The following is a 20,264-nucleotide window of genomic DNA, read 5'->3' on the forward strand; positions in this document are numbered from 1 at the left end:
GGAGGATACGATGTCAACTACTCAGACTGCGCCTGTCACGGGACAGGCAGGGCAGCTTCATCTCACCAAGCGCGACCGAATCGCCGTGTGGCTTAGAAGCACCTTTATGCAGGCCTCGAACAATTACGAGCGCCTCATCACCATGGGATTCACGTTTAGTATGATTCCTGTCGTCAAGCGTCTTTATCCCAATCAGGCCGATCGCTCGGCGTTCCTTAAGCGTCACCTCGAGTTCTTCAACACGCATCCGTACCTCGCCTCGCCTATCTTGGGCGTTACGATGGCACTTGAGGAAGAGCGTGCCAATGGCGCCGATATCGACGACGCTTCGATCCAGGGCGTGAAGATTGGCATGATGGGTCCTCTGGCCGGTGTGGGCGACCCGGTATTCTGGGGTACGCTTCGCCCGATCATTGGCGCGTTTGCTGCATCTCTTGCGCTTTCCGGCAGCATTATGGGTGCCGTGGTGTTCTTTGTTGTGTGGAACGTCGTGCGTATGGCATTTACCTGGTACACACAGGAACTCGGCTACAAGCAGGGGCGCAACATCGTCTCCGATCTGTCGGGCGGCATCATGCAGAAGATCACGATGGGTGCGTCGGTTCTTGGCATGTTTATTATGGGCGTGCTCATTCCCCGCTGGACGTCGATTGATCTTTCGAAGATCGTTTTCTCGTCAACCGACATGGGAGCGGTGGCCGAGAAATTCCCCGGCCTTACGACACTGCTTGACCTTATCAACGGCGGCGGACAGTTGACGGCCGAGGCGCTCACCAATGGGTTCAGCGGTATCCAGGATATGCTGTCCAATGGTTACACCGCGTTGACGAATGCCGCCGCGTATCCCGACGCACCCGTGCGCCTCATGCAGACCACGACGCTTCAGAGCGTGTGTGACTCCCTGCTGCCCGGTCTTATGCCGCTGGCGCTCACCATGCTGTGTCTGTTCTTGCTGCGTAAGAAGGTTAATCCCATTGCAATCATCTGCGGTCTTTTTGTCGTCGGCGTCATCGGCGCTTTCGTAGGCATCTTCTAGCGATGGTTTAGCGCGTGCCGGGCGGTTTGTAGGCCGCCCGGCACGCGCACAGTAAGACGAACAGGAGCAAACATGCGGATGTCAGAGAAGCTCAGCGTATCGGGGGATGCACATTGTCCTAAGCACCGCGCGGTCGATAAGGGTCATGGGTCCGTACGTGGAAGCATGCGTGCCATGCGAGATCCCGGAATGCTCAATGCCTGCGTTGAGTTATATGTCCGAGCCCACGCGTTCCTCTCTCCGTTCTTTCCACAGCGCGGTCTCCTGATGCTCGGCGGGTCTGGTGTCGAATTCCGTCAGCGAGGAGGCAGGGGATACATCCAGGTACCCTGGGGCTCGATTTCGGTGGTGCGGGCGGACGCGTACGGGAACTTTGTTCGCAGCGTCGAGATTTGCCTGGATGATGGCCGCACATTTTCGTTTGTGGTTGATGACGGGGCGGAAGTTGTTCGCACGATGAGTCGTTATCTGAGACGCGAACAGCTCGTACCTGCAAAAAAGCCCCTGAGCTCACTTTTCGAGAGGGGCTTTCGCAAGTCGTAGTTTTTCTGCCAATGGCGAATGGCACGGCCCCAATGGTGCATGTTGTGCCATTGGGGACGGGTACAAATGACAGATTTCAATCACGTCGGACCCCTCCCAAATCGGAGGGCTTACTGGTTCAAGCCACCGGTACAGCCCTACTGCTATCGAATGTGGCCATTGCTGCCATTTGTACTCGTCCCCAATTGACCGTATGACTGTGAACAACAAGACAGCGTGCCGAGCTGCGCTCATGTGTGGTCTTACACGCTGCGTTGCGATGGCATCATCGCGTGCCCCTGCGCCCAATCGAAGAGCTGGCGGACCTCGCCCGTTGCGTCAGCGCGTGCAACGAGCCAGAACGTGAGGTGCGCCCACGGCTCGTCGATGGGGGCGATGGCTCGTCCGGGCATTCTAGCCTCAAGATAGGGAGCATCGGTGGTGAACAGGCAGTGTGGCGTCGTGCGTGCGAGCTGCGCGAAGACCGCGCGGTCCCGCTGATCGATCAAGGTGGCATGAGGCAGCGCGGCATCTACGGCATCGCGCCAGACGCCAATGTCGGTGAGGATGAGAAATGTCTGCCCGTCGAGGTCGGCCGCGGTGACGCCGCGCCGCGCGGCGAGCGGATGGTTGGGCGGCAGTGCCACGGAGAGGTTCTCGCGCATGAGCTCGCAGGAGAGCACCCCTGGCGTCGCGGGATCGCTGGCAACGATACCGAGGTCGAGCGTGCCGTCCGCAAGGCCGCGTCGAATCTCCTCATCCCGCATGATTTCCGAGGTGAGCGTCTCCTCGGGCAGGCGCTCCACCATGAAGCTCGTGAGCCGCCAGAGAGGAGCCGGGGCAACCGCGCCCACGTGGAGCGTGCGGGCTCGCGCGCCCGCGGCGGCGATCACTTCGCGCATGAGGTGCTCGTCGCGCAGGATCTGGCGCGCCCAATCAACGGCAACACGCCCCACATCATTCAAGACCATGCGACGGCCATCGCGATCAAAGAGCTCGAGGCCAAGCTCGGCTTCCAGGCGCTGGACCGACCGGCTCAGGGCCGGCTGGGATATATGAAGCTGCGCGGCTGCCCCGGACAGAGTACCGGCGCGCTCGATGGCGTCCAGCTGCCGCATCTGTTCAAGTTCCATGGGTTTCGTTTCCTCCTGCGGGTGCCCGGGTGCCGCGCACGGTGCCGCATGCGTTCCGCCGACCCCGCTCGCCTGTAGCATATGCATGCAACGCATAAAGACTGTATCAAATTGCATTTTACATCAGCTGAATATCGACAGAAACTATGCATGAGATGCAAATAATCAAAGGAGGATACACGATGCAGTACATCACCATGAACGACGGGCACACCATTCCGCAACTGGGATTCGGCGTGTACATGATGACCGGCGATGAGATTCGCCACATGGTCCCGGAGGCCATCGAGGCGGGCTATCGCCATTTCGATACGGCAAACGCCTACTTCAACGAGGTCGCGCTCGGCGAAGCCCTCAAGGCGACGGGCACCCCGCGCGAGGAGCTCTTCATCACGTCCAAGCTCTTTCCGCAGAGCTACACCACCGCGCAGTGCGGTTCCGACATCGACGCCACGCTGAAGCGCTTGGGTATCGACTATCTCGACCTGTTGCTGCTCCACCAGCCGTACGGCGCCTACGCCGAGGCATGGCCTGCGCTCGAGGAGGCCGTTAAGGCGGGAAAGGTTCGCTCCATCGGCCTCTCCAACTTCCCCGTCCACAAGATTAAGGAGGTCATGAAGGTCGCAACCATCAAGCCGGCCGTTCTGCAGGTGGAGATCAACCCCTACTGGAATCAGCACGAGCTCAAGCACCAGCTGGCCGAGATGGGGCTCGGCGATGTGACGCTCGAGGGCTGGTACCCCTTTGGTCACGGTGACAAGGGCATCATGGAGGAACCGGTGCTCGTGGACATCGCGCAGGCTCACGGCAAGTCCGTGGCGCAGGTCATCCTCCGCTGGGCGCTGCAAGAGGGCGACGTGGTCTTCCCCAAGACGCTGAGTGCCGAGCATCTGCGCCAGAACATGGACGTTTTTGACTTCGAGCTCACGGCGGACGAGATGGCGCGCGTGAACGCCCTCCCGCAGCACCCCTACTACGTGGTGCCCGAGGAGGCGCCGGCATTCGTGCTCGCGCAGAACGATTATTCGAAGCAGATCTAGGAGTGATTGCCATGATGTTCAAGACCCTCAACAACGGCGTCGAGATGCCGATGCTCGGCTACGGCGTCTACCAGACCCCGCCCGAGGACACGGAGCGCTGCGTGGCCGAGGCGCTCGAGGTGGGCTATCGCCTCATCGATACTGCCCAGGCCTATGGCAACGAGGCGGGCGTGGGCGCCGCGGTGGCCAAGAGCGGCATTCCGCGCGACGAGGTGTTCATCACCAGCAAGGTTTGGGTCTCAAACATGAACTACGAGCGCGCCAAGGCCTCCATCGACGAGAGCCTACGCGCACTCGGCACCGACTATCTTGACCTCATGCTTCTGCATCAGATCATGGGCGACTACCCCGGCGCATGGCGGGCGTTGGAGGAGGCCTACCATGCGGGCAAGATCCGTGCTATCGGCGTCTCCAACTGCTATCCGGAGCGTTTGGTAGACCTCTGCACGCTTGCCGAGGTACAGCCGGCGGTGAACCAGATCGAGACGCATCCGCTCCGCCCGGAGCACGAGGCACATGCCAATATGGACGACCTCGGCGTAGCCCACGAGGCCTGGGCACCGTTTGCCGAGGGGAGAAACGGCATCTTCCAGAACCCGGTGCTCGCCGCTGTGGGCGAGCGCTATGGCAAGACGCCCGCGCAGGTGGTGCTGCGCGCGCTCTTGCAGCAGGGCGTAATCGTCATTCCCAAGTCCACCCATCGCGACCGCATGGAGCAGAACTTCGACGTTTTCGATTTTGAGCTCACGGATGAGGATATGGCACAGGTGGCGACGCTCGAGGACCCGTCGTTCCCGCGCATCTTCGATCACTTCGACGTATCCACCATCAAGTGGCTGCTCGGCGACCTCGTGCGTCAGCAACAGCTCGGCGGTGCAACGCTCTACTAATACCTGCAGGAGCCGGCTGGCGCATTACGCTGACCGGCTCCCTGGGTGCGCGCGTTGCCGCTATCGCCTGCGGGCCTCGTTCGGCAAGACTGCATTCGTCATTGGGGACGGGTACAAATGGCTGATTTAGATGAACAATCTGTCATTTGTACCCGTCCCCAATGGACTCAATGGACTGAACGAGAGCGTTATCATAGAGACAAGTACGTACAATTAAGTACGATACTATCCAAAAGGCAAGTGCTTACATGGGGGAGTGCGCTATGGAGCCCTGCTGCATCGACGATGCTAACCTTGAGGACACCGGCTTCATGTACACCATGTCGCTCATCCAGGGGAAGTACAAGATGTTCATCCTGTACGCGCTGGCGGGGTATGGAGTGGTGCGGTTTAACGAGCTCAAACGCTACATCAAGACCATTTCATACAAAACGCTGAGCGCCACGCTCAAGGAGCTGGAGGCGGACGGCCTGGTGCATCGCGAGGAGTACCCGCAGATTCCGCCCAAGGTGGAGTACAGCTTGACCGAGCGCGGGCAGTCGCTTATGCCGATTTTGGACAGCATGTGCGATTGGGGTGAACAGCACCGCGACGACCTCAAGCTCTCGACGACCTAAAGCTCTCGACGACCTAAAGCCCGCAACGACCTCAAGCCGCGAGCGGACAAGAACACTAACGTCAAGGTAAGTACCTCACCTAAAAGACCGTACTAGCGTCACGCGCGCATGCATACGATACTCAAGGCGTGGTAGACCAGCCCGGGCGAAAACCCGGGTTAGAGAGAGGAGCTTCCATGAAAAAGAGCCTGGGTAACGCGGGCGAGCTGTTCCCGCAGTCGGTGTTCATCATTGCGAGCTACGACGAAAACGGCGTGCCCAACGCTATGAACGCGGCATGGGCGGGCGAGTGCAGCCGCCACGAGATCTGCTTCAACATCGGCAGCCACAAGACCACGGCCAACATCGTCAAGAAGGGCGCCTTTACCGTGGCGCCGGCCGACCTGGCGAACGTGGTCAGCGCCGACTACTTCGGTATCGCGACGGGCAACAAGGTCAACAAGGCCGAGCAGAGCGGCCTCACCTTCACGAAATCAGAGCACGTGGACGCGCCCGTGATCGAGGAGTACCCGCTCACCATGGAGTGCGAGGTCACCGACGTGCAGGGCGACGAAAACGGCGCTCGCATCACCGGTAAGATCGTGAATACGCTGGTCGACGAGTCAATCCTGGACGAGGACGGCAAGGTGGACTTCGGCAAGTTCAAGCCGCTCGTCTACGATGCCGCGCACATGACCTACCGCGTGGTGGGCGAGGAAGTCGGTGGCGCGTGGAAGGTCGGCCGCACGCTCATGGAGTAACAGGGGATAACCAGAGCGTTCGCTGGGCGCAGATGGTAGCGGGCGACGTTTGCCGCTCGGGTGCGTGCGACTTCCCACGGCACTCCGCCCGGCGGACGTTTATTGCATCGATTCATGAGAACGTTCGTCCAAGAAAACGGACAGCGTGACACGGCGGACCTGTTCCATTGGGGCCATTCTGCCATTGGGGACGGGTACAAATGACAGCTTTCGCTCAAGGCGCCTCCCAATATGGACCTGTCACTCCAGGCAGCCGGCTCTGCCCTGTCGCTATCGAAGCAGCTGCTAGCTGTCATTCGTACCCGTCCCCAATGGCGATTTGTATCCGTCCCCAATGGCGAAGGCGCGTCCCCAAAGGCAGGTTACTGCAGCTCGACGGTGGCGTACGATGCGCCGTCCGCATCGGTGAGGTCCACGACGACGCGGCTCTCGTCACGGCCAAGATGTGGGTAGACGACGTCTCCCAGAACGGCGGCGCGGCGGTAGTCGACGCGGATCTGCGCAGGCGACACCTCGCGCGGCAGCATCTCAAGTGCCATCTGGACGTACTGGCTGTTGTTGACGTGCTCGTTGGTATCTATGTGGTGCCGGCACACAGTAATGGGGGCGCCGTCCTCAAGGTGCTCGGGCAGCGCGACCTTTCGCGCCTCGGTGGGCATGTCGATTGGCTCACGCGTGCCGTACGGCTCGGTGTATTCGGGCGTCAGACGCGTGGGACGTCCCTTAGCAACGTCGATAAATGCCCAAGTCGACTTCGCCCGCGCAAGATAGGAGCCCTGGGCGTTGCAGACGGTAAAGTAGCGCGTGGCGGTCAGTCCACTGAACTTGCTAGCAAACGTAGAGACCGTGATAGGCTCGCAAAACGATGGATAGCGGTCGACCACGATTTGCCAATGCGAGAGCACCCACGCGCGTTCCCGCTCCCTAAGCTGGCCAAGGCCCAATCCGACATGCTCGGAGTGGAAGATGGTGCAATCCTGCAGGTAGTTGATGAGCGCGGCCGGTGTGAGGAGGCCTCGGTGGTCGACCTCGCTATAGCGAACGCGCGCGTCGAAGGAAAACGTCGCGTCGGGGGACATGGCCGTTGCCGGCTCGTTTTGCTCGAACATGATAGTGCTCCTAAGATGAATGTGGCGCATGCGGCGCGGCGCGTCATTACAGCCGCCGCATGCTCCGTGTCGCGTGAACCTACTGTGCCGGGGGAGGGGCAAGCTCCGAGGTCCGTTGCCGATAGGCTTCGATAATCTCGGCGAGGGTCACCGTCACCATGGCCTTCTCGGCGGCGTGCTGAACGGCGGCAAAGCGCTCGCCGATCACCAACTGAACGTTCACACCGATGCCGCAGGCGGGGTTGGTGTGCGTGTCCAGGTGGAGCAGCGGCTTTTCGCCCTCAACAGCGCGATAGACGTCGAGCATGGTGATAGCGTCGACAGCGCGCGCCAAGCGGGGGCGAGGGTGTCCCGTGGTGCTGGCGATAAGTCCTGCGCGCCTGAGTTTGCCCATGAGTTGGCGCACGCTCGAAGGATTGCAGGCGAGGCTTCTGGCGATTGTCTCGCTTGAGAGGTTTTCGCCCTGCTGCATCGCGACGTAGGCAAGCACGTGCAGGGCATCGCTCAATTTGGTCGAGTACGCCATGAATCTTCCCCTTGCAGCTTTCTAACGATGTTTACATAACGCGATGCGTTGCTGTTGAATCAAGTATAACAGCCTTGAAGTATCGACAGATGCCGATATCATTTTTATCGGAGGTCGGAGCGCTATGGATTATGTCGATGTAGAACATGCCGAGCTGGTCGCAGGCACGGGTGGGCACGATGAGCAGGTCACGTATGTGATCGATCTGCCAGAGCATCCTTTTGACGTGGCGACGGCGGCGAAGGGGCTTGCGGCGCATGTCGTGCGTGTGCCGGTGCACTCCTGGAACGACAGCTTGACGCCGTGGCCCGCACCGGGTCTGCATGCAGGCGATGCCGATTTTGGCGGCAAAGCGGCAACGACGCTTGCCGAACTTGCGAGTGAAGCGATTCCCCTGTTGGAGACACGCTTCCGCCTGACTCCCACCCGGCGCGCCATCTGCGGGTATTCGCTCGGTGGGCTCTTTGCGCTCTATGCGTTTACGTGCGACGCCCGCTTCGATGCTTGCGCATGCCTTTCCGGTTCGCTGTGGTACGAGGGCTGGCTCGATTATCTTCGGGCGCAGTCGTTCGAGGGCACGGGGCGCTACGTGTATTTCTCGCTGGGCAAGAAGGAATGTAAGGCTGGTCCGCACATTATGCGAAGTGTGCAGGACAACATGGAGGCCTGTGCCGAGATGTGTCGCGAGCATGGATGCGCGGTCGACTATGTGCTGGGCCCTGGCAACCACATGCAGCATCACACCGAGCGCCTTGCTGCTGGTCTTTCCGCTCTTGATTCCTGCGGGATGTAGCTAACACGAGGCGAGTCCCGTGCAGGTTAGGAGGCCGCCGGTCGCAGCTGCTTGACCTCACGGCTTGGCTCGATACCCGGCAGGCTGCCGTCAAACTGTCGCGGACATGTCTCCGACATCGGACGATACACAGGAGCCGGCCTCCGCTGACGACCCATCACGCTCACCCTGTGCTTCTTGCACAAGCGTCTCCTGATACCGGGCGAGCACGTCTGCGAGCGTAATGCCTTTCAAGCTGTGGCAGAGGTCTTCGCGCACGGTCTCATACGTGTCGTCGAGCACCTCGTGGATGTTGCGCCCCACCGGGCAGAGATCGGACGGCGAGGCGTGAACGCCAATAAGCTTGGAGAGAAAATCGGGTTCAAGCGCTTTGGTCACGGTGAAGACGTCGATCTGCTCGGGCGGGAGAGCGAGCGTGGCGCCCCCGGTGCCGGGGCGCACCTCGACGATGCCGGCTTTTTTAAGGGCGCTTAGGATGGTGCGGATGGTGACAGGATTCACCCCGGTCGATTTGGCGAGAAGCTGGCTCGTGACGCGTCTCTGCTCGCCGTATTCGGAGATAAAGATCAGGCAGTGGAGGGCGACGGAGCATTTCACACTAATATGCATACGTTCCTCCCCACTGGTCAAAAACCTGCAGCTGTCATTATTGACACTACAACATGACAGGGCATACACTGATGTAAATCTAAACTTTACATGCCGGTGGCGTTAGAGGGCGCCACGCTCGACATGCACGACGACAGGAGGGGCGTTATGGCAGTACGGCAGATCGTTTTTAGTCCTACGGGTGGAACTCAGCGCGTTGCAGACATCGTTTCCGATGCGCTGGTTAAGCACGGTGTTGGAGACAACGCCTCGGCTATCGATTTGTCCAATCCACATGCGGATTTCTCGGCGATGACGCTGGACGCGGGCGATGTGGCCGTTATTGCCATGCCGTCGTTCGGCGGACGTGTTCCCGCGCCTGCAACCGAGCGCCTGGCGAAGGTCAAGGGTGCCGGCGCGCGCTGCGTGTTGGTGTGTGTCTATGGAAACCGAGCCTATGAAGATACGCTTGTTGAGATGGAAGACGCAGCTCATGCGGCAGGGTTTAAGGTCGTCGCGGCAATGGCCGCCATCGCCGAGCATTCGATGATGCATCAATATGCCGCCGGCCGTCCCGACGATAAAGACCGCGAGGCTCTCGAGGACATGGTGGCTGCGATTGCTCAGAAGCTTCAGGATGAGCACGCAGACGAAGAGCCGACGAACATTCCCGGCAACCGTCCGTACAAGAAGGCGGGTAAGGGCATGGTGCCCAAGGCGTCCTCGGCGTGCGTCGCTTGCGGCCTGTGCGCTCGCCGTTGCCCGGTTCAGGCCATCGACCCCAGCGATCCGAAGAAGGTGAAGAGCGACGCGTGCATCGGCTGCATGCGGTGTGTGTCGGTCTGCCCGCACGAGGCGCGTGCACTCAACGGTGCCATGCTTGCCGCCGCATCGCTCGCGCTCAAGAAGGCGTGCTCCACGCGCAAAGAGCCGGAGCTTTACCTTTAGGGAAACACTGATCAAACCATTCCGCGCCCGATCCCGCCGTGCCGGGCGCCTGCGGCCTCAGGCTGCGTCGGCGCAGCCCCATCGTGCCTTCCTCGCCTTCGGCCGCATCCGCCTCGCCGCGGCGGCCCCGGGCGTGAAAGCCTTTAATCGGTGTTTCCCCGGCGCATCGAGCTCGTTCGCATTGCTTCGAGGGACGGGCGGCTTGTGCTGGCTTGCCGCATGAGCGCGGGTGGCCCGGCGTGCTTCCTACCGCGGCCTTGTCGGCAGATGGTCAGAAAGTCCGCCTCCTGGGCAGGCTATGCCTGTCTTTGTGGCTTGAATGGTCAAAAGGTTCGTCCTCTGGGTAGCTCGCGTCTACTTGCGCGGGTTGAGTGGTCAAAAGAGTCCTCCGCTGGGTACGGGGTTTGCGGTGAGGAGCTCTGGCTGGTCAAAAGCCATGTCGTTTGGGTACGAATTGTGAGATTCGGCCGAGTTGGCGCGCCCGCGGTCTCATCGGCCTGCCCAGGCGGCGCCGCTTTTGACCACGGAACATGCGACGTCGCATCGCTCCTGCCCAGCGGACCGCCTTTTTGACCGCAGAGCAAGCGGCGCTACGCCACTCGTGCCCAGGAGGCGTCCTTTTCGACCATCGCTCGCCCCGTCCCGCGGCGTGGGCTCACCCAGTCTTCGCGCAAAGCTCGGGGCCAATGGCGTACAGTGTTCCCAGCAAAGGTCGGGCTCAGAATAGGGGGTGGGATACCGCATGCACGATATCTGGAACCCCTGGCACGGATGTCGCAAGGCCAGCGAGGGCTGCGACAACTGCTACATGTTTACCATGGACCGCTGGCGCGGCCTCGACGGCGGACAGGTCCGTCGCAACAAGGCGGGCTTCCGGTACCCGCTTTCGCGCACCCGCGACGGGCTGCCCAAAGTGCGCGCGGGCGAGCTCATCCGCGTATGCATGACCTCGGACTTCTTTGTGGATGAGGCCGACCCTTGGCGCGACGAGGCATGGGACATCACGCGCGAGCGGCCCGACGTGCGGTTTTGGCTGCTCACCAAACGGCCCGAACGATTTGTTACGTGTCTTCCCAAGGACTGGGGCGACGGCTGGGAAAACGTGATGCTCAATGTGACCTGCGAAAACCAGCGCCGCGCCGACGAGCGCATTCCCATGTTGCTGGCGACGCCTGCGCGTCATAAGGGCATCATGTGCGCCCCGTTCATCGGGCAGGTGGACATAGAGCGCTATCTTGCCGCCGGCGATGCGTATCGCATGTCGTGCCAAGCGGATCGGCAAGGCACGGTGACCGCGACCCCCGAGATGCCCGCAACCCTCGCGACCGGCTCTGCAGACAGGGCGTACGAGGCGCGCGGGCCATACAAAGCGGACGGCAGCGCGGAAGGCGTCGATGACGTAATCGTTCGCAGCTGTGGCATTGAGCAGGTAATCTGCGGTGGCGAGAACTACGAGGGTGCGCGTCCGTGCGACTTTGCCTGGGTACAGCTCTTGGCCGGGCAGTGTCGCGATCACCATATCACCTTCGCCTTTATCGAGACGGGCAGCGTGTTTGTAAAAGATGGCCGGACATATCGCATGCCCAGCCATCGCTTACAGAGCGAGCAGGCACGCAAGTCCGGGGTGAGTTTTCGCGGCAGGCCCATCGAGTGGCACCTCACCGACCCCTTGGGTATGGAGATCCCCAACGACGAGCTTTACCGCCCGCAATGGATTGAGCGTTGTTCGCAGTGCGGACAACAGATCATTTGCAACGGTTGCGCTCGATGTGGCAGGTGCGAGTAGCCGGCGCACCAAGGCCCTGCGTGCAAATGGCGTCATGCCGACACGCCGGGGTGACCTCGCGAATAGCTTCCATGCTGGCATGTCGGCACGCCAAGGCGACTCGCGCGAATATCCGCTGCATCAACATGCCAAGGCATCGCGCGCGTCCGAAGGGAGCATCCGGCCGAGAGCGATTGTTACCGCTGCATGTCATCGACGTTGCTCGCGCATTGCCGGCATGGTCCTCGTATAATGGCTAAACTTTACAACGGTGTTGGCAACAACAGCTTCAGCGATCTCATTGGAATCAAGCGTAAGAAATCAGGGTGTGTTATGCGTACAGTAGACATGAGCGACTTTACCGTTGGCGACGATGCGTTCGATGCGATTCCCGAGACCTTGGCCACGTTTGGCGTGAAGAAAATCGTGCTTGCCGGAGGTAAGCGCGCGCTTGCGGCGGCGGCCCCTGGTATCAAGGCGGCGGTGGCGCAGACGGACATCGAGGTGACCGACACCATCGTATACGGCACCGAGTGCACGCAGGATAACATCGACCGCCTGGTGAACAACCCTGCGTTCCGCGATGCCGACGTGGCGTTTGCCATCGGCGGCGGCAAGGCCATCGACACGGTGAAGACCGCGGCACACGAGCTCAACAAGATCGTCTTCTCGGTGCCGACCATCTGCTCTAACTGCTCTGCTGCGACGGCTATCGCGGTGGTATACAACAACGACGGCAGCATGAGCCACTACGCCTATCCGCCGTGCCCTGTGCACATCTTCATTAATCCGCAGGTCATTGCCGAGGCTCCCGAGGAATACTTCTGGGCGGGCATTGGCGATGCGCTTTCCAAGCAGCCGGAAGTCGAGTATGCGACGAGCAAGGACGAGCTCGACGTGACGGCCGAGCTGGGCCTCTCGCTGGCCCATACGTGCTCCGAGCCGCTGTTCTGCTGGGGCGAGCAGGGACTTGACGACGTGCGTGCCAACCGTTCGAGCGAAGCGGTGAAGCGCATCGCTCTTGACATCGTCATCAACACCGGCTATGTGTCGAACCTCACCAACCAGCCGGACTTCTATTACAACTCAACCATCGCGCATGCGTTCTATAACGGTACGACCGGCATCCATCGCGAGGGTTCCTACCTGCATGGGCAGATTGTTTCCTTCGGCGTGCTGGTACTGTTTGCCTATGCGAACGACCGGGCGAACCTTGAGCGCTATGCTGCCTTCAACAAGAAGCTTGGGCTGCCGGTGACCTTAGCCGAGATCGGCCTGGGCGAGGATACGCTGCCTCAGCTTGAGCAGTACGCAGAGCACAGCAACGAGTGGAAGCAGCAGAAGCCCGAGCCCATCGAGTCGGCGCGTTTCATCCAGGCGATCAAAGACGCCGATGCGTTTGGTCGTGAGCTCCTGGCGCAGTAGCGCCGATTGGCCGCGCCCGGCTGCCCGCTTGTGTCCGGCTGCGCATTCGCGTCTGACAGCGCGCGTGCGCCCGGGCGCTGTTTGCATCCGGCTGCCCGTGCTCGTTACAGCTGCTCCGTCTTGATAGCGACCTGGATAGATGGGTCGACCAACGCGGCAAACGCTTCGGCGTCCTCGGGTTTGCCGGCCACGCTGCCGTAGTGCGTAGGAATGGCTGCTCGGGGCTGCAGTACATTGACGAACGCGGCCGCCTGTGCGGGGTCCATCGTAAAGGTGCCGCCGATGGGAACAAGGGTAACGTCGCAGGGGATTTGCATGTTGTCCGGGTTCTGGTCGGTATCGCCGGCAACGTAGTACCGCATGTCGTCTGCCGCGAGCACATAGCCAAGCCACGCGTTGGACTTGGGATGGAACCCCAGGCGCTCGGGCTGGACGTTGTAGGCGGGAACCGCATCGAGTTCAACGTCGGCGAGGCGCAAGGAATCTCCCGGCTGCATGGTGTGGATGGCGGCAAGCCCAGCTTGTGGGGCCTCGCCTGCCATCGATGCTGGCACGACGAGCTGCGTGTCCTGTCGTGCCGCACGTGCGATGTCCTTAGGCGAGAAATGATCGTAGTGGGCGTGGGTGATGCAGATGATGTCTGCATCGTGAGCGGCGTCGCGCATGTTGTACGGGTCGAAATACACGACGGTCCCCGCGGCGGTCTGAATGCGGATGCTGCTGTGGGTGAGTACGCGGACGCGGTCGAGGTTCATGGTGCTCATGCCAGCTCCTTACGTTCTGATGCGCTTTTCCCCTATGTACCCACATGCTCGCCGCTGGTCGCGGTAGCGCGCGAAGGGGGCCACATTCACATATACGTTGTGAGACGCACGGCGTCGCACCGCATATGGGCGACGGCGTCGACGTACCGGGGCCACTTCGCCCCGGCTGCTTGCTGCCACGCCGATGTTTCCGGAGCATTGCTCGGTTGTTTCTCGACGATGTGTACCTGTTTATCGGCGTGTTGCAGGTTCGTTGCGCGTGTTTCGAGTCGGTTGTGGGCCTGTTAACTGCCATTATGTGGCAACAATCACGAAACACCCTCCCTATGATGGGCGCATCTAAAGACGAGGCGCTGCTCGCGGCTTCTCGCGGGCGCCGCCTCGTGTGCTCGGGGAGGGGATGCATATGTACGATACCGGCTCAACGGCTTTTATGCTCATCTGTACGATGCTGGTGCTGCTCATGACGCCCGGTCTTGCGTTTTTCTACGGCGGCCTGTCGCGGCGCAAGAATGTCATCAACACCATGTTCATGTCGCTGATGGTAATTGGCATCGTTGGCCTGACCTGGGTCCTCATTGGCTGGTCGCTTGCCTATGGCGGTGACGGGTCGAGCCCGATAATCGGAGGGTTCGACCAGATCGGCCTTTCCGGCACGGTCTCGGGCATGCTGTCCGAGGCGGCGTCGGTGCCCGACGGCGTCACCTATCCTTCTGTTCTCGATATCGCATTCCAGATGGCCTTCGCCCTCATCACGGCGGGCATTGTGACGGGCGCGGTGGCCGGTCGCATGCGGTTTGGTGCGATCGCGCTCTTCATTGGCATCTGGTCGGTGGTCGTATATGCTCCGCTTGCCCATATGGTATGGGGAGGCGACGGCAGTCTGATTGGTGGCATCATCGGCGCACTCGACTTTGCCGGCGGCGACGTCGTTCACATCAGCTCCGGCCTGACCGGCCTGGTGCTCTGCCTGTTCCTCGGCGGCCGCAAGGGCTTTGGGCTTAAGACCTACCGGCCGCACAACGTGCCGTTTGTTGCGCTCGGTGCCGGCCTGCTGTGGTTTGGATGGTTTGGATTCAACGGAGGCTCTGCGTTTGCAGCGGACGATGTGGCAGCGCTCGCCATCCTTAACACTGTGGTATCCAGCGCTGCGGGCATGGCGTCGTGGATGATTGTCGAGCGCATCGCGACGGGCAAACCCACGCTCGTGGGCGCCTGCACCGGTTTGGTGGCCGGTCTTGTGGTGGTGACCCCTTCGGCCGGTTTCGTCGAGCCCTGGGTCGCGGTCGTCATGGGGCTTATCGTGTCACCTGTCTGCTATTTCGCCATCTCGTACCTCAAGGCGCGCCTGGGGTACGATGACGCGCTCGACGCGTTTGGGTGCCACGGTATCGGCGGCATCCTGGGCGGTATCCTCACCGGCATCTTCTGCGTGCCCGAGCTTTCGTGGACAGGTCTTGGCGGCCTCATCTATACGGGGGACCCGGCGCTGCTGATCGACCAGGTGCTGGGCATCGTTGTTACGGTCGCGCTTGTTTTGGTTTGTGATGTGGTGATTGCGCTGGTGGTGAAGGCGGTCTTCCATGGGCGTCTGCGTGTGACCGATGGCGAGGAAGCGCTTGGCCTGGATGTCTCGCAGCACGGCGAGAGCGCCTATCCGGCATACACCGGTCTCGACGCGTAATCCCGGCTGCAGGCGAGAGGTTGGAGTCGCCTGCCGGTTTCTGTGCTGCGGCGGGCGGCTCCCAGGGGGCGCGACCGATGTGGTCCTACCAGGCGTCTGAACGGCGCGGGTAGCCGGTCCTCCAGGATAGACGCATGAGGTCAACACAGAGAGAAGGGGAATCCCATGAAACGAATCACGGCAATTATTCGACCCGAGATGCTCGAACCGATGAAGGACGCGCTCATTGAGGCGGGCGTGCATGGCATGTCTGTTTCGGAGATTCAGGGCTTTGGCAAGCAGCATGGCTGGAAGGAGTACTACCGCGGAACCGAGGTGCTGCTCAACATGGTGCCTAAGGTCCGCGTCGAGCTTGTTGTGGCAGACGGCGAGGTCGAAGGCCTTATCGACACGATATGTTCGGTTGCAAAGACCGGCGAGGTGGGTGACGGCAAGATCTTCGTCGACCCCGTCGAGGAGGCTGTGCGCATTCGCACGGGTGAGCGTGGCGAGGCCGCCCTGTAGCCACCCCCGAGAGGCTGACGTCTTGCGACTGGCTTGCGCGCGTGATATAGTGGGCACGACCAGAGGGTCCCTGACGAGGGCAGCCGTACCAGGTTCGAAAAGACGGCGCATCGATCGGGGAGGTGCCTCATGAATTGGCTCGTGTTGATTGTTTCCGGCGTTACGGAGTCTGTCTGGGCGACGGCGCTCAGTCGCTCCGAGGGGTTCTCGAAACTTGGGCCGTCCGTCGTATTCGTTGTAGGGCTGCTGCTGAGCATGGCAGGGCTCGCCTATGCCATGCGTACGCTGCCGGCCGGCACGGCCTATGCCGTTTGGGTGGGCATTGGAGCCACGCTCACCGTGTGCATCGGCATGGCTACCGGCACCGAACCGGTAAACGCCGCCAAGATGGTCTTTATCGCAGGTCTCATCGTCTGCATCATCGGGCTTAAGCTGGTGTCAGAGGGACATTGACGGATTTGGTGCGTCCCATTGTTGGGCAACGACCCGATGACGTGCATCTATAGCAAGCGGCTGCGTGTTGGGTATCCTTCCGCATAGGATTGCGTTTGAGGGGGCAGGGCATGCAGCGGGAATGGTCGATTGCGGGCAACGTGTTGGTTTCGAGGGGTGAGGGGCACGATGCCCAAGCCCCTGATGTCTTGGTTCTGGACACGGACGAGGCGGCGGGCATTGCTTCGGACCATGCCACCCGCGATCTGCTTTCCCAGCTCCCTCATGCCGAGCTTTCGTTTGTCGAGCATATCGGCGAGCGCGCGGCGGGCATTGTCGTCGCGCCGGCGGGCGAGCGCCTTTCGCGCCGACAGGGTCGGTTTGGCGTGCTTCTGAGCCGCAGCGAGCTGGTGCTGGTGGATGACGGCGACGTTTGCACGACGTTGCTTGGCCAGCTTGCCGAGGAGAGGGTGCCGGTTGAAAGCCCTGCAGGGGTGCTTTGTGCGATGCTTCGGCTGTTGCTGCGCGAACACCCTGCGACGCTTTCTCGTGTGCGTGAGGACTTTGAGCGCTTCGAGGCTCTGATCTTGGAGGGTCGCACGCGCATCGACCGCGGCGACATGATGGCCGATGCTCGCAGGCTTCTTGGGTTCGATACTTTTTACCAGGGCCTGTCCGACCTTGCCGACGACCTTTCGGAGGATGAGGCCCTTCTTTTCCCGGCCGATTGCGAACGGTTTGCCGCGCTTTCACGACAGCTTGATCGCTTGGGAATGCGCTTGGAGTCGCTCCAGGATTACAGCTTGCAGGTACATAGCCTTTACCAGGAGAGCATCGACGTGCGGCAGAACAACGTGATGCAGTGGCTTACCGTTGTGGCTACGATCGCGCTGCCGCTTACGTTTATCACCGGATGGTTTGGCATGAACTTCCCCAACATGCTGCTCATTAACGTGCCATGGGGCTATGCCGTCGCCGCGGCATTGTGTGTGGCGCTTGCCGTGGCCGAAATCGTGTTCTTTCATAGGCGGGGTTGGTTGAGCTTTGGGATGTCGCGCAGGAAGCGCCGCGGACAGCACGGTACCGACAGGCATCGATAGGAGTGCTGCTTCCCGCGTCCGAGGGCGCCGCGGGCCGTGTAGGCTGCGGCGCCCTTCTCTACCGCGCCGCCGGGTGCCGGGCTTCCCTCCGTGCTTGCCGCCTGAGCAGGTTTGCTGCGATGGTGCAGGCGATGATGACGCAGGCGAGCACGAGGAAGAGGACAAATGCCATCTGGGCCCCCGCGGCGGTTCCGGCGGCGGTGTTAGAGCCGGCTGCGGCTTGAGCTCCGGCGACGATGCTCGAGGTCACCGCCGTGCCCACCGCACCCGAGAGCTGCTGCAGCGTGTTGATGACGGCATTTCCGTCGGCCGAGAGCTCATGTGACAGACAGCTGAGGCCATTTGTCATCGAGTTGCCCATGGTGAAGCCTTGGCCAAGTGCGTAGATCGCGTATAGAGCAGCTACACCCCACACGGGCAGATGCACACCGAGCAGCGCCATGCCTGCTGTCGCCGCAATGATGAAGACGTTGCCGAGCAGGATGGGCTTGGTAAAGCCGATGCGGTCTGCGATGCGCCCGGAGATGGGCGAGAAGCACGAGCCCACGATGCATCCCGGTAGGAGCAGGCATCCGGCAAGCGAGGCGCCTGCCCCCAGCGAAAGCTGCGCGTAGTTGGGCACGAGATAGCCGAGACTCAGGGTGGTGAACTGCACGAGAAGGATGACCACGAGAGTTAGGGTGAAGGGCGCTGTTCGCAGCACCTCGACGCGGATAAGCGGATTCTGGGAGCTCATCGAGCGCTTATAGAAGATTAGAGCCAGCACGACGGCGGTGAGGATGGGCGCGATGACCGTCGGCGAGCCCCAGCCGCCCGCCGACGCTTGGTTTACGCCCAAGACGAGACAGACGTAACAGACGGCGAGAAGAATGAAGTCCGGCGTGTTGAAGCGCGTACGCTCTGTGGGCGTTGCCTGGCGCATGGTGGGAAGACCAAGCAGCGCGGAGATAACAAGCACGGGTAACAGCACAAGGAAGATGGCGCGCCAGCCAAACGCGGAGAGCACGACACCGCCGATAAACGGTCCAACTCCTGGGGCGACCGATGCGATGAGCGTGCCAAAGCCCATGAGGAATCCCATGCGGTTGTATGGCACCTGAGTAAGCACGATGTTGAATAGAAGCGGTAACGCTATGCCGCCCGCGATGCCCTGCACAATACGTCCGGCAAGAAGCACCTCAAACGTGGGTGCGGCGGCTGCAAGCACAATGCCAACGGCGAACGAGGTAAGAAGCGCCGCGAACAATGTTCGTGCTGTGAATCGTCGCTGTAGATATGAAAAGGCGGAGATGACGCAGGCGATGGTAAGCAGGTAGGCTGTGGTGACCCACTGCACGTCTCCAGTGCTCACACCGAATTCCTGGCTGAGCACGGGAAGCGTGACGTTCATAGCCGTTTCCACTACGATGCCCGCGGCGGCGGCGAGTCCTACTGCGGCAAATGAGCAGATGAGGCGTGCGTCCATGCGGCGTTCAAAGGCCATGGGCGCCGGAGCGGATGTCGCCGCGCCAGACGCGTTGTTCTCCTGTTTGCGGATGTCCACAGCTGCATTGGTGTGTGGTTGTTGCATTTCCTGTTGTTCTGCCATAGATCAGCCTCCCAAACGGGAGCCCGCTCCGGCGGCGGCCGTGGCTTGTACAGTGCTTAGGCATGCGCGGTGGCGAGGCTCGAGAACGGCGGACGGCAACTCGCCGTCCGCGGCGCCTCACGCCATCGCCTGGCTTTTCGCTCAACCGCGGTGGGCACAAGCGATAAGCATACCGCGTGCAACAGGAGCTCTCATCAAAACGTCATGTCTTGGCCATGCTCGCCCTGCCTTTGGCGTTAGCGCCGCACCGCGTCGACGATATCGAGCACCACTGCAGCGCGGCAGAACGTTGCCGTGAATGCGTCGTTAATCTATTTCCGCTGGACGAGGGTCCTATGCAGGGAGAATATAGAGCTGAGCGCCTTGCCTGAAGGGCCGGGCACCCACCCTATAAATTAGGCGTCCTGTTGGGGTCATGCAGTGGAGGTGGACTCTATGGAACATGATGACGAGCTCGAACGGTACTTTGCGGCAGCGCCGGAGATGCTCCCGGTGTACCGCGTGTTCGAAGATCGCGTGGTCGAGCTTTGCGCCGCGCGTGGACCGTTGATCATTCGCGTGCAGAAGACGCAGATCACCTTCTCGAATAGGTATAACTTCGCGTGTGCGTCGCTGCCCATTCGTCGCAAAAAGGGGTGGCCCAACCCATGTCTCATGATTACATTTGGTCTGGAATATCGGCTTGATAACCCGCGCATTGTGGTGGCGACGGAGCCATATCCCCATCGCTGGACACATCATGTGCTCATGACCTGCCCCGAGGACATCGATGACGAGCTCATGTCCTGGGTCTGCGCAGCATACGACTTCTCGCTTACCAAATAACCCCGGCTGGGGAGTGTGCGTGGTGTTTTCGGCTATGGGGAAACAGGCTCTGGCGCGTCCTCTCTGGTTCTACATGATTGCGGCAACGGCCAGTTATGCCCGTAATTTAATCCTGGGGAACCCGACCATCTGCTTGCGAGCTATTGCTGGTCAGGGTGGCGAGAATGACGTCGACTTGCTCTAGAAAGGTGGGTAGGTCATCAAGAATGATTGAGGCAACCATGCTCCAGTTTGT

20 protein-coding genes and 1 riboswitch are annotated in these 20,264 nt (G+C 61.1%); of the genes, 14 read left to right on the forward strand and 6 right to left on the reverse strand.

What is annotated here, in order from left to right; all coding sequences use genetic code 11:
* Positions 1-10 precede the first annotated feature (10 nt).
* Positions 11-1,036, forward strand: coding sequence for a PTS system mannose/fructose/sorbose family transporter subunit IID (locus B5F33_RS01590; RefSeq protein ID WP_087410029.1), 1,026 nt, complete (start codon positions 11-13; stop codon positions 1,034-1,036).
* A 785-nt stretch (positions 1,037-1,821) separates the two neighbouring features.
* Here the strand turns inward: B5F33_RS01590 and B5F33_RS01600 are convergent.
* On the reverse strand, positions 1,822-2,691 hold the full coding sequence (locus tag B5F33_RS01600; RefSeq protein ID WP_087410031.1) for a LysR family transcriptional regulator: 870 nt from the start codon (positions 2,689-2,691) through the stop codon (positions 1,822-1,824).
* Between the two features lie 182 nt (positions 2,692-2,873).
* On the opposite strand from B5F33_RS01600, the gene B5F33_RS01605 reads away from it, so the two are divergent.
* From B5F33_RS01605 to B5F33_RS01620, 4 genes are all read left to right on the forward strand, one after another.
* Positions 2,874-3,731 (forward strand): aldo/keto reductase, encoded by an 858-nt coding sequence (locus B5F33_RS01605; RefSeq protein ID WP_158095273.1) that lies wholly within the window; start codon positions 2,874-2,876, stop codon positions 3,729-3,731.
* Positions 3,732-3,742: 11 nt separating this feature from the next.
* Positions 3,743-4,621 (forward strand): aldo/keto reductase, encoded by an 879-nt coding sequence (locus B5F33_RS01610; RefSeq protein ID WP_087410033.1) that lies wholly within the window; start codon positions 3,743-3,745, stop codon positions 4,619-4,621.
* A gap of 263 nt (positions 4,622-4,884) precedes the next feature.
* A complete protein-coding gene (locus B5F33_RS01615) occupies positions 4,885-5,238 on the forward strand; it encodes a helix-turn-helix domain-containing protein (protein ID WP_087410034.1) in 354 nt (117 codons plus the stop codon).
* Between the two features lie 176 nt (positions 5,239-5,414).
* On the forward strand, positions 5,415-5,978 hold the full coding sequence (locus B5F33_RS01620) for a flavin reductase family protein (protein ID WP_087410035.1): 564 nt from the start codon (positions 5,415-5,417) through the stop codon (positions 5,976-5,978).
* Between the two features lie 362 nt (positions 5,979-6,340).
* Here the strand turns inward: B5F33_RS01620 and B5F33_RS01625 are convergent, their stop codons facing one another.
* Together B5F33_RS01625 and B5F33_RS01630 are read right to left on the reverse strand one after the other, a co-directional pair.
* Positions 6,341-7,087, reverse strand: a complete 747-nt coding sequence (locus tag B5F33_RS01625) for an acyl-ACP thioesterase domain-containing protein (protein ID WP_239284654.1) — start codon at positions 7,085-7,087, stop codon at positions 6,341-6,343.
* Between the two features lie 79 nt (positions 7,088-7,166).
* The gene (locus B5F33_RS01630) at positions 7,167-7,613 is read right to left on the reverse strand and encodes an Rrf2 family transcriptional regulator (protein ID WP_087410036.1); all 447 of its coding nucleotides are present in this window, start codon (positions 7,611-7,613) and stop codon (positions 7,167-7,169) included.
* 124 nt (positions 7,614-7,737) lie between these two features.
* Between B5F33_RS01630 and B5F33_RS01635 the strand changes: the two genes are divergently transcribed.
* Positions 7,738-8,406 (forward strand): alpha/beta hydrolase-fold protein, encoded by a 669-nt coding sequence (locus B5F33_RS01635; protein WP_087410037.1) that lies wholly within the window; start codon positions 7,738-7,740, stop codon positions 8,404-8,406.
* 90 nt (positions 8,407-8,496) lie between these two features.
* On the opposite strand, the gene B5F33_RS01640 is transcribed toward B5F33_RS01635, so the two are convergent.
* Complete coding sequence (locus tag B5F33_RS01640) at positions 8,497-9,015, reverse strand: Rrf2 family transcriptional regulator (RefSeq protein WP_087410038.1); 519 nt, start codon at positions 9,013-9,015, stop codon at positions 8,497-8,499.
* Positions 9,016-9,162: 147 nt separating this feature from the next.
* Between B5F33_RS01640 and B5F33_RS01645 the strand changes: the two genes are divergently transcribed.
* The 3 genes from B5F33_RS01645 to B5F33_RS01655 all read left to right on the forward strand — a co-directional run bounded on the left by B5F33_RS01645 (position 9,163) and on the right by B5F33_RS01655 (position 13,132).
* Positions 9,163-9,942, forward strand: coding sequence for a 4Fe-4S binding protein (locus B5F33_RS01645; protein WP_087410039.1), 780 nt, complete (start codon positions 9,163-9,165; stop codon positions 9,940-9,942).
* A 742-nt stretch (positions 9,943-10,684) separates the two neighbouring features.
* On the forward strand, positions 10,685-11,728 hold the full coding sequence (locus B5F33_RS01650) for a DUF5131 family protein (RefSeq protein WP_087410040.1): 1,044 nt from the start codon (positions 10,685-10,687) through the stop codon (positions 11,726-11,728).
* Positions 11,729-12,040: 312 nt separating this feature from the next.
* The gene (locus tag B5F33_RS01655; RefSeq protein WP_087410041.1) at positions 12,041-13,132 is read left to right on the forward strand and encodes an iron-containing alcohol dehydrogenase family protein; all 1,092 of its coding nucleotides are present in this window, start codon (positions 12,041-12,043) and stop codon (positions 13,130-13,132) included.
* A 104-nt stretch (positions 13,133-13,236) separates the two neighbouring features.
* On the opposite strand, the gene B5F33_RS01660 is transcribed toward B5F33_RS01655, so the two are convergent.
* Complete coding sequence (locus B5F33_RS01660; protein ID WP_239284655.1) at positions 13,237-13,896, reverse strand: MBL fold metallo-hydrolase; 660 nt, start codon at positions 13,894-13,896, stop codon at positions 13,237-13,239.
* A gap of 406 nt (positions 13,897-14,302) precedes the next feature.
* On the opposite strand from B5F33_RS01660, the gene B5F33_RS01665 reads away from it, so the two are divergent.
* The 4 genes from B5F33_RS01665 (at position 14,303) to B5F33_RS01680 (ending at position 17,616) form a co-directional block, all read left to right on the forward strand.
* On the forward strand, positions 14,303-15,580 hold the full coding sequence (locus B5F33_RS01665) for an ammonium transporter (protein ID WP_087410042.1): 1,278 nt from the start codon (positions 14,303-14,305) through the stop codon (positions 15,578-15,580).
* Between the two features lie 165 nt (positions 15,581-15,745).
* Complete coding sequence (locus tag B5F33_RS01670; protein ID WP_087410043.1) at positions 15,746-16,084, forward strand: P-II family nitrogen regulator; 339 nt, start codon at positions 15,746-15,748, stop codon at positions 16,082-16,084.
* Between the two features lie 52 nt (positions 16,085-16,136).
* Positions 16,137-16,196: riboswitch (guanidine-III (ykkC-III) riboswitch) on the forward strand.
* 17 nt (positions 16,197-16,213) lie between these two features.
* Positions 16,214-16,537: a multidrug efflux SMR transporter gene (locus tag B5F33_RS01675; protein WP_087410044.1), complete on the forward strand. Its 324-nt coding sequence runs from the start codon at positions 16,214-16,216 to the stop codon at positions 16,535-16,537.
* Between the two features lie 110 nt (positions 16,538-16,647).
* Entirely contained in the window at positions 16,648-17,616 is a 969-nt protein-coding gene (locus tag B5F33_RS01680; protein ID WP_087410045.1) for a CorA family divalent cation transporter, read from the forward strand.
* Between the two features lie 58 nt (positions 17,617-17,674).
* Here the strand turns inward: B5F33_RS01680 and B5F33_RS01685 are convergent, their stop codons facing one another.
* A complete protein-coding gene (locus tag B5F33_RS01685) occupies positions 17,675-19,204 on the reverse strand; it encodes an MFS transporter (RefSeq protein ID WP_087410046.1) in 1,530 nt (509 codons plus the stop codon).
* Between the two features lie 435 nt (positions 19,205-19,639).
* On the opposite strand from B5F33_RS01685, the gene B5F33_RS01690 reads away from it, so the two are divergent.
* Positions 19,640-20,029 carry a DUF5655 domain-containing protein gene (locus B5F33_RS01690; RefSeq protein WP_087410047.1) on the forward strand — a complete coding sequence of 130 codons (390 nt, stop codon included), beginning with the start codon at positions 19,640-19,642 and terminating at the stop codon, positions 20,027-20,029.
* Positions 20,030-20,264 lie beyond the last annotated feature (235 nt).

The organism is Collinsella sp. An2 (genome assembly GCF_002160065.1).
GTDB lineage: Bacteria > Actinomycetota > Coriobacteriia > Coriobacteriales > Coriobacteriaceae > Limicola.

Coding starts and splice junctions, on each gene's coding strand:
- B5F33_RS01590 (WP_087410029.1), top strand. CDS start 11: ATGTCAACTACTCAGACTGCGCCTGTCACGGGACAGGCAGGGCAGCTT.
- B5F33_RS01600 (WP_087410031.1), bottom strand. CDS start 2,691: ATGGAACTTGAACAGATGCGGCAGCTGGACGCCATCGAGCGCGCCGGT.
- B5F33_RS01605 (WP_158095273.1), top strand. CDS start 2,874: ATGCAGTACATCACCATGAACGACGGGCACACCATTCCGCAACTGGGA.
- B5F33_RS01610 (WP_087410033.1), top strand. CDS start 3,743: ATGATGTTCAAGACCCTCAACAACGGCGTCGAGATGCCGATGCTCGGC.
- B5F33_RS01615 (WP_087410034.1), top strand. CDS start 4,885: ATGGAGCCCTGCTGCATCGACGATGCTAACCTTGAGGACACCGGCTTC.
- B5F33_RS01620 (WP_087410035.1), top strand. CDS start 5,415: ATGAAAAAGAGCCTGGGTAACGCGGGCGAGCTGTTCCCGCAGTCGGTG.
- B5F33_RS01625 (WP_239284654.1), bottom strand. CDS start 7,087: ATGTTCGAGCAAAACGAGCCGGCAACGGCCATGTCCCCCGACGCGACG.
- B5F33_RS01630 (WP_087410036.1), bottom strand. CDS start 7,613: ATGGCGTACTCGACCAAATTGAGCGATGCCCTGCACGTGCTTGCCTAC.
- B5F33_RS01635 (WP_087410037.1), top strand. CDS start 7,738: ATGGATTATGTCGATGTAGAACATGCCGAGCTGGTCGCAGGCACGGGT.
- B5F33_RS01640 (WP_087410038.1), bottom strand. CDS start 9,015: ATGCATATTAGTGTGAAATGCTCCGTCGCCCTCCACTGCCTGATCTTT.
- B5F33_RS01645 (WP_087410039.1), top strand. CDS start 9,163: ATGGCAGTACGGCAGATCGTTTTTAGTCCTACGGGTGGAACTCAGCGC.
- B5F33_RS01650 (WP_087410040.1), top strand. CDS start 10,685: ATGCACGATATCTGGAACCCCTGGCACGGATGTCGCAAGGCCAGCGAG.
- B5F33_RS01655 (WP_087410041.1), top strand. CDS start 12,041: ATGCGTACAGTAGACATGAGCGACTTTACCGTTGGCGACGATGCGTTC.
- B5F33_RS01660 (WP_239284655.1), bottom strand. CDS start 13,896: ATGAGCACCATGAACCTCGACCGCGTCCGCGTACTCACCCACAGCAGC.
- B5F33_RS01665 (WP_087410042.1), top strand. CDS start 14,303: ATGTACGATACCGGCTCAACGGCTTTTATGCTCATCTGTACGATGCTG.
- B5F33_RS01670 (WP_087410043.1), top strand. CDS start 15,746: ATGAAACGAATCACGGCAATTATTCGACCCGAGATGCTCGAACCGATG.
- B5F33_RS01675 (WP_087410044.1), top strand. CDS start 16,214: ATGAATTGGCTCGTGTTGATTGTTTCCGGCGTTACGGAGTCTGTCTGG.
- B5F33_RS01680 (WP_087410045.1), top strand. CDS start 16,648: ATGCAGCGGGAATGGTCGATTGCGGGCAACGTGTTGGTTTCGAGGGGT.
- B5F33_RS01685 (WP_087410046.1), bottom strand. CDS start 19,204: ATGGCAGAACAACAGGAAATGCAACAACCACACACCAATGCAGCTGTG.
- B5F33_RS01690 (WP_087410047.1), top strand. CDS start 19,640: ATGGAACATGATGACGAGCTCGAACGGTACTTTGCGGCAGCGCCGGAG.